Annotated in this window: 16 protein-coding genes; 11 read left to right on the top strand and 5 right to left on the bottom strand. The window is 67.1% G+C overall.

Going from position 1 to position 13,947, the window contains the following annotated elements; all coding sequences use genetic code 11:
- Window positions 1-23 precede the first annotated feature (23 nt).
- From FHS94_RS08370 to FHS94_RS08390, 5 genes are all read left to right on the top strand, one after another.
- Entirely contained in the window at window positions 24-872 is an 849-nt protein-coding gene (locus FHS94_RS08370) for a chromate resistance protein ChrB domain-containing protein (RefSeq protein WP_184056669.1), read from the top strand.
- A complete protein-coding gene (gene chrA / locus FHS94_RS08375; RefSeq protein ID WP_184056672.1) occupies window positions 869-2,266 on the top strand; it encodes a chromate efflux transporter in 1,398 nt (465 codons plus the stop codon). Before FHS94_RS08370 ends, chrA begins: the two co-directional genes overlap by 4 nt.
- 84 nt (window positions 2,267-2,350) lie before the next feature.
- Window positions 2,351-2,662, top strand: a complete 312-nt coding sequence (locus FHS94_RS08380; protein WP_184056675.1) for a phosphoribosyl-ATP diphosphatase — start codon at window positions 2,351-2,353, stop codon at window positions 2,660-2,662.
- Between the two features lie 169 nt (window positions 2,663-2,831).
- Window positions 2,832-3,209 (top strand): histidine triad nucleotide-binding protein, encoded by a 378-nt coding sequence (locus FHS94_RS08385; protein WP_184056677.1) that lies wholly within the window; start codon window positions 2,832-2,834, stop codon window positions 3,207-3,209.
- 130 nt (window positions 3,210-3,339) lie between these two features.
- Window positions 3,340-4,878, top strand: a complete 1,539-nt coding sequence (locus FHS94_RS08390) for an amino acid permease (RefSeq protein WP_184056680.1) — start codon at window positions 3,340-3,342, stop codon at window positions 4,876-4,878.
- A 123-nt stretch (window positions 4,879-5,001) separates the two neighbouring features.
- On the opposite strand, the gene FHS94_RS08395 is transcribed toward FHS94_RS08390, so the two are convergent.
- The gene (locus FHS94_RS08395; RefSeq protein ID WP_184056682.1) at window positions 5,002-5,997 is read right to left on the bottom strand and encodes an adenosine kinase; all 996 of its coding nucleotides are present in this window, start codon (window positions 5,995-5,997) and stop codon (window positions 5,002-5,004) included.
- A 104-nt stretch (window positions 5,998-6,101) separates the two neighbouring features.
- On the opposite strand from FHS94_RS08395, the gene FHS94_RS08400 reads away from it, so the two are divergent.
- The gene (locus tag FHS94_RS08400) at window positions 6,102-6,482 is read left to right on the top strand and encodes a hypothetical protein (protein WP_246348465.1); all 381 of its coding nucleotides are present in this window, start codon (window positions 6,102-6,104) and stop codon (window positions 6,480-6,482) included.
- A 31-nt stretch (window positions 6,483-6,513) separates the two neighbouring features.
- Here FHS94_RS08400 and FHS94_RS08405 read toward each other — a convergent pair whose 3' ends face one another.
- Both FHS94_RS08405 and queG read right to left on the bottom strand, forming a co-directional pair.
- On the bottom strand, window positions 6,514-6,789 hold the full coding sequence (locus FHS94_RS08405) for a hypothetical protein (RefSeq protein WP_184056688.1): 276 nt from the start codon (window positions 6,787-6,789) through the stop codon (window positions 6,514-6,516).
- 5 nt (window positions 6,790-6,794) lie between these two features.
- Complete coding sequence (gene queG, locus FHS94_RS08410; protein ID WP_184056691.1) at window positions 6,795-7,922, bottom strand: tRNA epoxyqueuosine(34) reductase QueG; 1,128 nt, start codon at window positions 7,920-7,922, stop codon at window positions 6,795-6,797.
- An 85-nt stretch (window positions 7,923-8,007) separates the two neighbouring features.
- Here queG and FHS94_RS08415 point away from each other — a divergent pair, with 85 nt between their 5' ends.
- Both FHS94_RS08415 and FHS94_RS08420 read left to right on the top strand, forming a co-directional pair.
- A complete protein-coding gene (locus FHS94_RS08415) occupies window positions 8,008-8,934 on the top strand; it encodes an ABC transporter ATP-binding protein (protein ID WP_184056694.1) in 927 nt (308 codons plus the stop codon).
- Complete coding sequence (locus tag FHS94_RS08420; protein WP_184056698.1) at window positions 8,931-10,163, top strand: ABC transporter permease; 1,233 nt, start codon at window positions 8,931-8,933, stop codon at window positions 10,161-10,163. The genes FHS94_RS08415 and FHS94_RS08420 overlap by 4 nt, the downstream gene beginning before the upstream one ends.
- 16 nt (window positions 10,164-10,179) lie before the next feature.
- Here the strand turns inward: FHS94_RS08420 and FHS94_RS08425 are convergent, their stop codons facing one another.
- The gene (locus FHS94_RS08425; RefSeq protein WP_184056701.1) at window positions 10,180-10,461 is read right to left on the bottom strand and encodes a hypothetical protein; all 282 of its coding nucleotides are present in this window, start codon (window positions 10,459-10,461) and stop codon (window positions 10,180-10,182) included.
- Window positions 10,462-10,552: 91 nt separating this feature from the next.
- Here FHS94_RS08425 and msrB point away from each other — a divergent pair, with 91 nt between their 5' ends.
- Entirely contained in the window at window positions 10,553-11,044 is a 492-nt protein-coding gene (msrB, locus tag FHS94_RS08430; RefSeq protein ID WP_184056704.1) for a peptide-methionine (R)-S-oxide reductase MsrB, read from the top strand.
- A 64-nt stretch (window positions 11,045-11,108) separates the two neighbouring features.
- Here msrB and FHS94_RS08435 read toward each other — a convergent pair whose 3' ends face one another.
- The gene (locus tag FHS94_RS08435; RefSeq protein WP_184057272.1) at window positions 11,109-11,615 is read right to left on the bottom strand and encodes a CHAP domain-containing protein; all 507 of its coding nucleotides are present in this window, start codon (window positions 11,613-11,615) and stop codon (window positions 11,109-11,111) included.
- Window positions 11,616-12,002: 387 nt separating this feature from the next.
- Between FHS94_RS08435 and FHS94_RS08440 the strand changes: the two genes are divergently transcribed.
- Together FHS94_RS08440 and FHS94_RS08445 are read left to right on the top strand one after the other, a co-directional pair.
- On the top strand, window positions 12,003-13,145 hold the full coding sequence (locus tag FHS94_RS08440) for an acyl-CoA dehydrogenase family protein (protein ID WP_184056707.1): 1,143 nt from the start codon (window positions 12,003-12,005) through the stop codon (window positions 13,143-13,145).
- An 11-nt stretch (window positions 13,146-13,156) separates the two neighbouring features.
- A complete protein-coding gene (locus FHS94_RS08445; RefSeq protein WP_184056711.1) occupies window positions 13,157-13,945 on the top strand; it encodes an SDR family oxidoreductase in 789 nt (262 codons plus the stop codon).
- The last annotated feature ends 2 nt before the right edge of the window (window positions 13,946-13,947 follow it).

The following is a 13,947-nucleotide window of genomic DNA, read 5'->3' on the forward strand; positions in this document are numbered from 1 at the left end:
CACCATTACGCAAGGGACGCGCCATGCCTGCTCATTTCGCCATCACGCCAGACAAGCTAGCGCGCCTGATCGCGCTGCCCGGTTCTCCGCGCATCATCGACCTGCGGGTCTTGCCGCAAAAGGCCGTGCCCGGCTCCCTGCCCGCCCCTGATCCCGACCCCAGCCGGTGGAATGGTTCGACCGGTCAATCGGTGGTGGTGGTCGATGAGGATGGCTCGGGTCCGGCGGTCGCCGCCGCCGCCATCCTGCGCAGCGATGGTGTGGCGGCGGAGGCACTGGAGGGCGGTTTTTCGGCATGGCTGGCGGCCGATCTTCCCACAGTGTCGCTCGCCCATCTGCCGCCGCGGCATGACGATGACCGGACCTGGTGGGTCACCCGGGCCCGGCCCAAGGTCGACCGGATCGCCTGCCCCTGGTTGATCCGCCGCTTCGTGGACCCGAACGCGCGGTTCCTGTTCGTCCCGCCAGGCGATGTGCTGGCGGTCGCCGCCCGGCAACAGGCCGAACCGTTCGACATTGAGGACGACCGCGTGTTCTGGAGCCATCGGGGCGAGCGGTGCACCTTTGACACCATGGTGGAGGCGTTCGGGCTTGCCACCCACGCCCCGCTTGCCGTGTTGGCCGCGATCGTGCGCGGCGCCGATACCGATCGGCTCGACCTGGTGCCGGAAGCGGCAGGGTTGCTCGCCATCTCGCTCGGGCTGTCGCGCATCCACAGCGACGACCACGCCCAACTTGATGCCGGCATGATTGTCTATGATGCGCTCTATCGCTGGTGTCGCGACGCGCAGGGCGAAAAGCACAACTGGGCGTCGCACCAGCCGGCGCGCGGACCGGCACAGGGCACCGCGCCAAAACAGGTGCTGGCATGACCGCGACCACGATCGGCGCCGCCCTGCTCGCGCGGCCACAGTCGGTCACCCTGGGCCAGGCATTCTGGGTGTGGCTGCGGATCGCCCTGCTCTCCTTCGGCGGACCGGCGGGGCAGATCGCGGTGATGCACCGCATCCTGGTCGACGAGAAACGCTGGATCGGGGAACACCGGTTCCTGCATGCGCTCAATTATTGCATGTTGCTGCCGGGCCCGGAGGCGCAGCAGCTCGCCACCTATATCGGCTGGCTGATGCACCGGACAAAGGGCGGCATCGTCGCCGGGGTGCTGTTCATCCTGCCCGGCGCGATCGCGATCATGGCGCTGAGCTGGATTTATGTCCTGTATGGCCGGGTCGGCATCGTCTCTGCACTGTTCTTTGGCCTGAAGGCTGCTGTGCTGGCCGTGGTGCTGCAAGCGGTGGTGCGTATCGGATCGCGCGCGTTGAAAAGCGTGGCCGCGCGGGCGCTTGCGGCCCTGGCGTTCGCGATGATCTTTTTCGCAGGCGTGCCTTTTCCGCTGATCGTGCTTGGCGCCGGGATGATCGGCTGGTGGTCCGGGCGGATGGGAAGCACTGCCTTTGCCGGCAATGGGCATGGCGGGACAAAGGGGGCGGTGGTTGCCGATGCCGACACATTGCTCGGCGAAGAGCTGCCCGCCCATGCCCGGCCGACATGGCGCGAAACGGGGCGAACGGCGCTGGTCTGGCTGGCGCTCTGGCTGCTGCCGGTCGCGGCGCTGCTGATCTCGCTTGGGCCCGACCATGTGTTCAGCCGTATCGCAACCTTCTTTTCCGTCATGGCGACCGTCACCTTTGGCGGGGCTTACGCCGTGCTGGCTTATGTCGCGCAAGGAGCCGTGCAGGATTATGGATGGCTGAACGCGAAGGAGATGCTGGACGGACTGGGCATGGCGGAAACGACCCCGGGTCCGCTGATCATGGTGCTGCAGTTCGTCGGGTTCCTGGGCGCGTTCCGTGACTCCGGGCAGCTGTCGCCGCTGCTCGCGGGGACGCTTGGCGGCCTGCTTGGCACCTGGGTCACGTTCACGCCCTGCTTTCTGTGGATCTTCCTGGGTGCGCCCTTCATCGAACGGCTGCGCGGCAATGCGGCGGTCGCGGGGGCCCTGTCGGCGATCACGGCGGCGGTGGTCGGCGTCGTGCTGAACCTGGCGGTCTGGTTCGCGCTGCATACGCTTTTCCGCGCCACGGTGGCCGTGAGGGCGGGCCCCGTCAGGTTCGACGCGCCGGTCCTTGCCAGCATCGATCCCTGGTCAGTGGTTCTGGCCGCGGGCGCAATGGTGGCCGTCTTTGTCCTGCGCGCCAATGTGATCGTGACGCTGCTGGCGACCGCCGCTGCGGGGGTGGCGCTCCATGTGCTGGGAGCGATCGGTTGAGGGCGGTGCTTTCAACTTGGGGAGCACGGGCAACTTGGCGCGAGCGGGATTGACCGCGCGCCCGCCCCGGCGCACGGGCGCGGCATGGATGTGCTCGACCGCCTGGAAACCACCATTCGCGAGCGACGCGGCACGGACGCGGGCGCGTCCTACGTCGCCAGCCTGTTTGCCAAGGGGCGCGGCAAGATCGCGCAGAAACTGGGCGAGGAAGCGGTCGAAACCGTGATCGCGGCTACAAGCGAGCCCGAAAAGATCACGTCCGAGGCCGCCGACCTTCTGTTCCACCTCCTCGTCCTTCTCGCCGACGCCGACCTGTCGCTGGACGATGTTCGCGCCGAGCTTGCCCGCCGCGAGGGCCTGTCGGGGCATGACGAAAAGGCGGCACGCGCCCGCTGACGGAAGCCGACCCGGCCCGCCGTCCGGTTGCGCGATTTATCTGTCCTACACGCCATCAACATGGCAGCACCCGAGTCGATGACAGGTGCTGCCGTCCTTGTTCAGCCCCCAGCGCGGGGCCGACACGATGCGGCCGCCCCGTCCAGACCATCTTGCCAGGAGCCCGCTCATGCCGATCGACGCTACCCTGCCCTATGACGACAACAACATCTTCGCCCGCATCCTGCGCGACGAGATCCCGTCGCAGCGGGTGTATGAGGATGACTGGGCAGTCGCCTTTCACGACATCATGCCCCAGGCGACGACGCATATCCTGGTGATCCCGCGCGGCGCGTATGTGTCGTGGGATGATTTCAGCGCCCGTGCGTCCGCCCAAGAGATTGCCGGCTTCGTCCGCGCGGTGGGGCACGTCGCGCGCGAACAAGGGCTGGTCGCCAGCGGGTATCGCCTGCTCGCCAACACGGGCCGGCACAGCGGGCAGGAGGTGCCCCACCTGCATGTTCACCTGTTCGGCGGGCAGCCGCTTGGGCCGATGCTGGCGCGATGAAGCCCCGCCGTCCACGGTTGGGACAGGCGCAGGGCCCGCGTTAAGGGATTGCGCCCGGTCGTTTTGCGACTAGGCTTCACCTTTCACTTTTGTTGCGGCGTGTCCCGCCGTGACCCGGGGGAACGAGTACATGATCTTCGGGCGCGTCAAGCCTCTCGACGCCATTCTTGCCACGGCCGAAAAACGCGGCCTGCACCGCTCTCTTGGTGCGTTCCAGCTCACCATGCTCGGGATCGGCGCGGTGATCGGCACCGGCATTTTCGTTCTGACCAGCGAGGCCGCGCAGAAAGCGGGGCCGGGCATGATGCTGAGCTTCGTGGTGGCGGGCTTCGTCTGCGCCGTTGCGGCGTTGTGCTATTCGGAACTGGCTTCCATGGTCCCGGTCGCCGGGTCCGCCTATACCTACACCTATGCCGTGATGGGCGAGTTGCTGGCCTGGATGGTCGGCTGGGCGCTGATCCTGGAATATGCCGTGGGCGCCAGTGCGGTCGCTGTCGGCTGGTCCGGCTATGTCGTGGGCCAATTCCAGAACCAATTGGGGATAACCCTGCCAGCCGCGCTGGTGAACGGGCCCTATGCCGGCGGGATCATCAACCTGCCCGCGGTGCTGATCTCCCTACTCGTCACCTGGCTGCTGGTGATCGGCACGACGGAAAGCGCCCGGGTCAACGCGATCCTGGTGTGCATCAAGGTCGCCGCGCTGACCCTGTTCATCGCGCTCGCCCTGCCCGTCGCGCAAAAGGAGCATTTCGAGCCGTTCATGCCGACCGGCTTTACCGGCGTTATGGGCGCCGCGGCGTCGATCTTCTTCGCCTATGTCGGCTTTGACGCGGTTTCCACGGCGGCGGAGGAGACCAAGAACCCGCAGCGCAACGTGCCGATCGGCCTGATCGGCAGCCTGGCGGTCTGCACGGTCTTCTACCTGCTGGTGTCGGCGGGGGCGATCGGGTCGCCGCTGGGCGCACAGCCTGTTGCCGATGCGGCGGGCCGCGTGCTCGACCCGGGCACCACCGAACTCGCCGCACGCTGCAAGGCGGTCGTGGCGGCTGGCGCACTGGAGCCATTGTCCTGTTCGCGTGAGGCGCTGGCGCACGTGCTGCGCACCATCGGCTGGGTGAAGATCGGCAACCTGATCGGCCTGGCGGCAACGCTGGCGCTGCCGTCGGTCGTCCTGATGATGATGTTCGGCCAGACCCGCGTGTTCTTCACCATGGCCCGCGACGGGCTGTTGCCGGAGCGGCTGGCGGCGGTGCACCCGCGCTATCGCACCCCGCACGTGGTAACGATCGTGACCGGCATTGCCGCCACGCTTGCCGCCGCGTTCCTGCCGGTCGGCAAGCTGGCCGATTACTCGAACTCGGGCACGCTGTTCGCGTTCATGATGGTCGGCATTTCGGTGCTGGTGCTGCGCCGCGTCGATCCGACCCGCCATCGCCCGTTCCGCACCCCGCTGGTCAACATCGTCGCGCCGCTCGCCGTTCTGGGCTGCATCTACCTGTATGTATCGCTGCCCTGGGCCGCGATCCTGGTGCTGCCGATCTGGGGCTCGATCGGGCTGCTGATCTACTTCGGCTATAGCCGCAAGCGCAGCCATGTGGGCCGTGGCATCATCGACGTGGTGGACGATCCCAACCTGCAGCCAGAGGTCGCGCGGCCGCTCGATCGGTAAGCGCCTGACCTGAACGGACAACGAAAAGGCCGGGGATCGCTCCCCGGCCTTTTTCGGTTTAAAGGGTTGTTCGTCGGATCAGCGACGGACCAGCCTCCCCGGCCGGCCCGCCGCGTGACGGGGTCAGGCGACCTTTGCCGCCAGCGCCTTCAGGTCCACCTGCGAGCGTGCACCGAAATGGCTGATGATCTCCGCCGCGCAGATCGCGCCCAGGCGGAGCGACTTCTCAAGCGGCCAGCCCTGAGCCTCACCGTGAAGGAAGCCTGCCGCGAACAGGTCGCCCGCGCCCGTGGTGTCGACCACCCGCGCAATCGGTTCGGCCGCAACCTCTGCCCGCTCCGCGCCGTGCACCGCGACCGCGCCATGTTCGCCGCGAGTCACCACCAGAGTCTGCACCTGCGGCGCAAGCTTGGCGATCGCCGCCTCGACGTCGTCGACCTGCGCCAGCGCGACCAGCTCGCCTTCATTGGCGAACAGGATGTCGACCAGCCCATCCGCGATCAGTTGGCGGAAGTCGCCGCCGTGCCGCGAGATGCAGAACACGTCGGAGAGGGTGAAAGCGACGCGGCGGCCGGCGTCGCGCGCGATGCTGATCGCCTCACGCATCGCAGCGCGGGGTTCCTCTGGATCCCACAGATAACCTTCGAGGTAGAGGATCGCAGCGTTGCTGATCAGATCACGGTCGAGCGCTTCGGCGGGCAGGAACTGCGACGCGCCCAGGAACGTGTTCATGGTCCGCTGGCCATCGGGCGTGACAAAGATCAGGCAGCGCGCGGTGGTCGGCTGGCCCGACCGGGTCGGCGTGTCGAACTGGATGCCGACCGAACGGATGTCGTGGGCGAATACCTCGCCCAGCTGGTCGTCGGCGACCTGGCCGATAAAGCCGCACTTGCCGCCAAGCGCCGCGATGCCGGCGATGGTGTTGGCGGCCGACCCGCCGCTCGCTTCCAACCCAGGCCCCATCTTGGCGTACAAAGCGTCCGCCTCTTCGGGCGAAAAGACGAGCTGCATCGACCCCTTGGTCATGCCTTCTGCAGCGATAAAGGCGTCGTCGGTCTGGGACAGGATGTCGACGATCGCGTTGCCGATCGCGACGACATGGTAGGCGGGCTGGGTCAAGGAAGCGCTCCAATCGGGAAAGCGCCGCCCTAGAGGGGCACCCCGTCGCGCGCAACGTGGCGGCGGGGCTTGCGCGTGCGGGCGAGGCATGGTGGACAGCGGCCATGCGGTGGCGATCGATAGCGACGGGAATGGTTCTGGTAGCGGCAGGCTCGCTTGGCGGGTGCGTCGCACCGAGCGCCGGGCGGCCAAACGTGGCACCCGCGCCCCAGCCCAGCTATTCGCCGATCGGTCTGGAGCGCGTGCTTGGCCAGAATGCGGCGGGTCTGGTCAGCCTGTTCGGGCCGGCAGACGCGGATGTGCGCGAAGGCGCCGGCCGCAAGCTGCAATTCGCCGGCAGCTTCTGCGTGCTCGACGCCTACCTGTACCCCAAGGGGCAGGATGAGGCGAAGGTCACGTACCTCGACGCGCGCGAGCCCGACGGCAGCGCCATCGACCGGGCAAGCTGCGTTGCGGCCCTGACTCGGCGAGATGGTGGAAAGTGACTGAACCGCTTGCGCCCGTGCAGGGTTGAACTCATCGGCAAGGATAAGGCCGATGACGGCCAGCAAGCACGACAAGTCGCCCGACAAGGGCCCGTTCACCAGCGACCTGGACGACGACCCCGGCATCGGCCAGCCCAAGGGACTGTTCGCGACCGGCGAGGACCCCGACCTGCTCGAAGCGGCCAGCACGCAGCAGGGCGATGTCGAAAACGGCACCGGCCCGAACGCCGGTGTCGGCAATGGCGACCTGGGCCGAACCAACGGCTATTCCGCTGCGGCGGGCCGGGCACGGCGAACGGCTCGCCACGGCCGCTATGCGAAAGCCAAGGCGTCCCATTCCGCCATCACGGACGGGTCCGCTTCGGCGACCACGCGGCGTTGCCGCTCCATCGACCAGCGAACCGGGTCGAGGCGGGCGAGCGCCCATACCGCAGCGCCCCGCACGACCGGCGCCTCGTCGTCCAGCAGAGCGGCGACAGGTGCGACCAGCGCCTCTCGCCCGCTGTTCCCCGCCGCGATCAGCGCGTTACGCACCATCTTGTTGCGGCCGATCCGCTTGATCGGTGAACCGCTGAACACCTGGCGGAAGCTTGGGTCGTCGAGCGCGAGCAGGTCGGCGAGTTCGGGCGCGGCGAGTTCCGCGCGGGGCAAAAAGGCGCGGTTTGCCCGCGCGGTTACGGCGAACTTGTTCCACGGGCACACGGCCAGGCAGTCGTCGCAGCCATAGATGCGGTTGCCGATCGCACGGCGGAACTCGGCCGGGATCGGGCCGGAATGCTCAATGGTCAGGTAGGACACGCACCGGCGTGCATCGAGCTGGTAGGGCGACGGGAACGCGTCGGTCGGGCAGGCGCGCTGGCAGGCATCGCAGGACCCGCAGCTCGCCCGTGCGGCGGTGTCGGGCTGGAGGTCGAGCGTGGTATAGATCGCGCCCAGGAACAGCCAGCTGCCCTGGGTGCGGCTGACGAGGTTGGTGTGCTTGCCCTGCCAGCCAAGGCCCGCCGCTTCGGCCAGCGGCTTCTCCATCACGGGCGCGGTATCGACGAAGACCTTGAGCGGCGCCGGTGCCTCTGCCGCCATCCAACGCCCGAGTGCCTTTAGCGCGCGCTTCACCACATCATGATAGTCGCCGCCCTGCGCGTAAACCGAGATGCGGCCCCTCTCCGTTTCATTTGCCAGGGCAAGCGGATTGGACGAGGGCGCGTAGCTCATGCCGAGCGAGATCACCGACCGCACCTCCGGCCACAGCCCCGTCGGGCTTTCGCGATGGTGAGCGCGCTCCTCCATCCAGATCATGTCGCCGTGGCGGCCATCGCCCAGCCATTCGCGCAACCGCTGGCCTGAACGCGGCGCCGCATCGGCACGCGCGATCCCGCACGCGGCAAAGCCCAGCGCTGCCGCTTCCCGTTTGATCCTGTCTTCTAGCTTGTCTTCGATCACGACGCCCCGCTACCACGCTGGTTGGGGTCAGGTGGAGGGTGCAACGCTCTTCGGCAACCGCAGAGGTCCATGGCGGGGTGATGGAATGACGGATGCGGCGGTCAGCGCCTCGGGCCTGGTCAAGCTGTTTGGGGATCGGCGCGTGGTGGACGGGGTCGACCTGTTGGTGCCGGCCGGCGCCATTTATGGCGTGCTCGGCCCCAATGGCGCGGGGAAGACAACGACCCTGCGCATGCTTCTGGGCATCATCGAACCCGATGGGGGCAGCCGATCCTTGCTGGGCGAAGCGCATCCGCGCGACGCCAGCGACCGGGTCGGCTACCTGCCCGAGGAGCGCGGGCTGTATCCGGCGATGAAGGCGAAGGAGGCGATCGCGTTCATGGGCGCGCTGCGCGGGCTTGCCTGGGCCACTGGCCGCCGCCGCGCGGTGCAGCTGCTGGAGCGTGCCGGGCTGGGCCATGCCGCCGACACCAAGATCCGCAAGCTCAGCAAGGGCATGGCGCAGCTGGTCCAGTTGCTCGGCTCGGTGGTGCACGAACCCGATCTGCTGGTGCTGGACGAGCCGTTCTCAGGCCTGGATCCGGTCAATCAGGAACGGCTGGAAGCGCTGATCCTGGCCGAGCGCGATCGCGGTGCAACCGTGCTGTTCTCCACCCACGTCATGGCCCATGCCGAGCGGTTGTGCGACCGGCTTGCGATCATTTCGGGCGGCAAGCGGCGCTTTGAGGGCACCGTCAACGACGCGCGGGGCATGTTGCCGGCGCGCGTCCATTATACCCCGCAGCGGCCCGGCGCGGAGGTGGCGGTCGCCCTGCCGCACGATGCCCGGCCCGAGGGCACGGCGGGCGCAGCGGGATGGCATTTCGAAATGCCGCCCGAGGGGATCGAGCAGGTGCTGGTGCGGCTTATCGAGGCTGGGCATGGCATTGCGGGCCTGTCCATCGAGCGGCCCGGCCTGCACGAAGCGTTCGTCCAGATTGTCGGCCGTGACGCCTTGGAGGCCGCACAATGAGCCGCTTCCGCCGCACCGTTCGCCAGACCATGACCATCGCGCGGCGTGACTTCGTCGCCACCGTGTTCACCCCCATCTTCCTCCTGTTCCTGTTCGCGCCGATGATCTTTGGCGCGATCGGCGGGACGGTCGGCGGCCTCAGCGCGTCGAGCATGGCGGGCAACAAGGATCGCGCGCGGGTGGTGGCCATCGTCGCCCCCGAACATGCCCGCGCCATGGCGGATGCCGACACCCGCCTGCGCGCCGTATTTCGGCGGGATGAGACACCACCGCTGCTCACGACCCTGGCTCCTGCCGCCGATCCGGCAGAGCAGGCGCGCGAGGCGTTCGCGGCCAAGGATTTCGAAGCCTCGGCGGTGCTGTATGGGCCGCTGGACAGGCCGATCGTGCTCTACAGCGGCCTTGGCAGCCGGACCGCAGACTATCTGGGCGTGCTTGCGGGGCAGACGCTGGCGGCGGAAAAGCTCGGCAGCGCTCTTCCCGCGGTGTCGGTGACGAAGACCCGGTTCACCCGCCCGCGCGGGGCTGCCCCCAACGGGCGCAACCCGTCGGCCTTCTTCGCCGTGTTCGGCATCTTCTTCCTGACGCTGTTCCTGTCGGGACAAGTGGTGGGCACCATGGCGGAGGAGCGCAGCAACAAGGTGGTGGAAGTGCTCGCCGCCGCGGTGCCGCTGGAATCGGTGTTCCTGGGCAAGCTGCTCGGCATGTTCGGGGTGGCGGTGCTGTTTGTCGCCTTTTGGGGCACGATTGTCGGCAATATCGGCGCGCTGATGCCTCCCAGCCTGGCGCGTGAGCTGGGCTCGGTAGCGCCGGCCACCGGAACGCCTGCCTTTGGCATCCTGTTCGCCTGTTACTTCACGACTGCTTACCTGTTGCTCGGGTCGGTGTTCCTGGGCGTCGGCGCACAGGCGACGACCATGCGGGAAATCCAGCTCCTTTCACTGCCGATCACCTTTGGCCAGATGGCGATGTTCGGCCTTTCCGCGGCCGCGGTCGCGCAACCCGATAGCTGGATCGCTACCTTTGCAGAGGTGTTCCCGCTGTCGTCGCCCTTCGCCATGGCGGGCCGGGCGGCGAACCGGGCGGAGATCTGGCCGCACCTGCTCGCGATCGGGTGGCAGTTGCTGTGGGTGGGGCTGTTCATCACCGTCGGCGCCCGGCTGTTCCGGCGGGGCGTGCTGCAATCGGGCAGCGCGCGGCCATGGTGGAAAAGGGCGCCCGCATCCTGATCGTCGTGGACGAACGCTAGTTCGGCTTCACGATCGCTGCCTGTAGCGGCTCGGCGACGATCGCGCAGTCGCCCTGCCCGCCAGCATTGAGCGCTGGCGATTTCTGTCGCCTCATGGTCCAGTTCGGCTGCAAGCGGACGCGCGGGTTGGGCGCGCACCAGATCTCGCCCGTGTCGTTGATCGCGGTGACCCAGATCAGGTTATGCTCCTGCCCGTAGTCGATCACGGCAAAGGCATAGCCCGGCCCCTTGTCGAGAACGTGGACAGGAAGTGGCGGGTCGAGTTGCTGGAAAGACATGGTGGCTCCATTCGGGCCGCCAGCGCCTGATCTCTATCAATGTTCCAGGTTAGGTCGTTCAAATCGCGCGTCGGCAAACTATATCATCGCCATGACCCAACCGCCCACTCGCCGCACCTTGTTGTCAGCCCTTGGCGCCGGCGTTGCCGGCCTCGCCTTTTGGTCGCGCCCTCGCGAGGCGGAGGCGGCAGAGCGGTTTCCCGTGCAGCTGCCGGACGCCGAATGGCGGCGGCGCTTGCCCGGCCAGGCCTATGACGTGTTGCGCCACGAAGCGACCGAGCGGCCCTTTTCCAGCCCGCTCAACAACGAACATCGCGCCGGCGTCTTCCACTGCAAGGGCTGCAACCAGGCGCTGTTCTCATCACGGACCAAGTTCGACAGCGGCACTGGCTGGCCGAGCTTCTGGGCGCCGTTGAAGGGCGCGGTCGCTGCCAAGACGGACCGGTCGCTGTTCATGGCCCGCACGGAGATCCATTGCAGCCGTTGCGGTGGCCACCAGGGCCATGTCTTTGACGACGGGCCCAAGCCGACCGGCAAGCGGTACTGCATGAACGGCGTCGCGATGACCTTCACGCCCGCCTGATCGTCGGACACGAAAAAGGGGCCCCACCGCATCCGGCGAGGCCCCCGCAATTGCAAAGAAGTAATTACGGACGAACGGTGGCGGCGGTGGCGATCACGACCGGGCTGTCCAGCTCGTCGGTCTTCGGCGCGCTGCCGGAGTAGATGAAGCCGTTGGTCGGATAAACGCTGGTGCCCAGCCCCGCCTGCGGGCCGTACCAGACCCGAACCTGGCTCCAGTCGCCAGCCGGCGATACGTCGATAGCGCGGACGTCATGCTCGATCCGGCCGGGGCGCGACCAGTTTGCATGGGTCAGCAGCACTTCGCGGTCGCTGACGACCTGCGACACCATCGCGACATGGCCAACGCGCATCCGGCGGGTGGATTCGAACGAGAGGACCGCGCCCTCCTTCGGCGTGTGACCGCGATCATAGCGACCTGCGGCCTGGCCCCACCAGGTGTTCGCATTGCCGCGGATCTGGATGCCGCTGATCTCGCGGGCATAAGGAGCGCACTGCCAGAACTGAGCGGAGGCCGGAACCGCCGTCATCAGGGCGCACGAGAACACCAGCGCAAAACGCGCTGCCAACATCTTGAATGTCACTTGCGACCCCCGCCGCTCTGAAACCGATAATGGTTGGCTAGGCGAGCCATCGGCGGAGGGAAAGCGACTAGCGGTCAGCCGTTCCCGTTAGCCGATGAGCGGACGATGAACCGTGGAACCGCCTATAAAGACGCGAAAAGTTAGTGATTTGGTAGTGACTTAGGCCGGCGCCCCGGGCTTTACGCGGCTGATATGGTCGTGACCGCGCCCATGTAGGCACCCGCGCAATGGAAACGCTGCCGGAAACACGCCTTTGCTGCACACAGTATGGCCCGCCGGCTCGTTATCTTGGCAGATTTGAACGTTGGGTTTGCTTCTTGGCCCCGTAGGGGGCAGTTTAGCCCTTATTCGGACCACCACGCGGACGTAAGGACCATGGCTCTCGATCCCGACACCTTTGACGCGCTGATCGAGGCGGTGCGCCGCTTTGTGGGCGAGCGGCTGCGCCCGCTTGAGGCGCAGGTCGAGGCGGACGATGCGATCCCCGACACGATCATCGCCGAGATGAAGGAGATGGGGCTGTTCGGCCTGTCCATCGCCGAAGAATATGGCGGCCTCAGCCTGTCCATGGTGGAGGAATGTCGCGTCGCCATGGAGATGGGCCGGACCACGCCCGCCTTCCGCTCCGCGTTCGGCACCAATGTCGGCATCGGCAGCCAGGGGCTGGTTATGGCTGGAACCCCCGAACAAAAGGCGCGCTGGCTGCCGCAGATCGCCAGTGGTGAGATCGTCACCTCTTTTGCGCTGACGGAGCCCGACGTCGGTTCCGATTCGGGGTCGGTGAAGACACGCGCTGTGTTGCACGGTGATGTGTACCGCCTGTCGGGGACCAAGCGGTACATCACCAATGCCGATCGCGCCGACCTGTTCACCGTGATGGCGCGCACGGGCGAACAAGGCGCGCGCGGGGTGTCCGCCTTTCTGGTCCCGCGCGATCTGCCGGGCGTGTCCATTGGCGCGCCCGAAAAGAAGATGGGGCAAAAGGGCGCGAGGGTCGCCGACCTGCAACTGGACGAGGTGCCCGTGCCTGTCGCCAACCGGCTGGGCGCGGAAGGCGAAGGCTTCAAGATCGCGATGCGGGTCCTCGACCGGGGGCGGCTGCACATCGCGGCCGTGTGCGTCGGGGTTGCCGAGCGTCTGATCGCGGACAGTGTCGCTTATGCTTTGGAACGGCGCCAGTTCGGCAAGCCTATCGCGGAACACCAGTTGATCCAGGGCATGATCGCCGACGCCAAGACCGAAGCGCTGGTCGCCCGCGCGATGGTGATGGAGACCGCGGCGGCGAAGGACGCGGGCTGCGACGTCGTGATGGAGTCGGCGGCGGCGAAGTATTTCGCATCCGAGATGGTCGGCAGAGTCGCCGATCGCGCGGTGCAGATCTTCGGCGGGGCCGGCTACATCGCAGACTATGGGATAGAGCGGCTTTACCGGGATGTGCGGCTGTTCCGCATCTATGAAGGCACCAGCCAGATCCAGCAGATCATCATCGCGCGCGAAACGCTGAAGCGCGGCGGATAAGGGGAAGAAACATGGACACGAGCACGCTGTTCCGCCTGGACGGACGCATCGCCCTGGTCACCGGCGGATCGCGCGGGATCGGCCGCATGATCGCGGCCGGCTTCATCGCGCAGGGCGCCACCGTGTACATCTCCAGTCGCAAGGCGGACGCGTGTGAAGAGACTGCGGCGGCGCTGGGGCCATCCTGCATCCCCCTGCCCCAGGACGTTTCAACGGTTGACGGCTGCCGCGCCCTTGCAGCGCAGCTTGCGGAGCGGACGGACAGGCTCGACATCCTGGTCAACAACGCGGGTGCGGCCTGGGGCGTCCCGTTCGAGGAGTTCCCGGAAGCAGGCTGGGACAAGGTCATGGATCTGAACGTCAAGTCGCCCTTTTTCCTGACGCAGGCACTGCATCCGGCGTTGAAGGCCGCTGCGTCGCGCGACCGCCCGGCAAAGGTGATCAACATCACCTCCATCGACGGGCAGCGGCTCAATCCATGGGAAACCTATAGCTACCATGCGTCGAAGTCGGCGCTGATCTATCTGACCAAGCGGATGGCGGCGCGGTTGGTCCGCGACGCGATCAACGTCACCTCCATCGCGCCTGGCGCCTTTGCGAGCGAGATGAACCGCGCCGCACGCGACCATGCCGACACGGTGGCGCAGGGCATCCCGGCGCAACGGATCGGGGTGGATGAGGACATGGCGGGCGCCGCCATCTACCTCGCCAGCCGGGCCGGCGATTATGTGGTGGGGGAGACGATCACCGTCGATGGCGGCCTTGTTCACGCATCGCTCGGCACCAGCATCGACGGCTGAAG

The organism is Sphingomonas aerophila (assembly GCF_014199305.1).
Classification (GTDB): Bacteria; Pseudomonadota; Alphaproteobacteria; order Sphingomonadales; family Sphingomonadaceae; genus Sphingomonas; species Sphingomonas aerophila.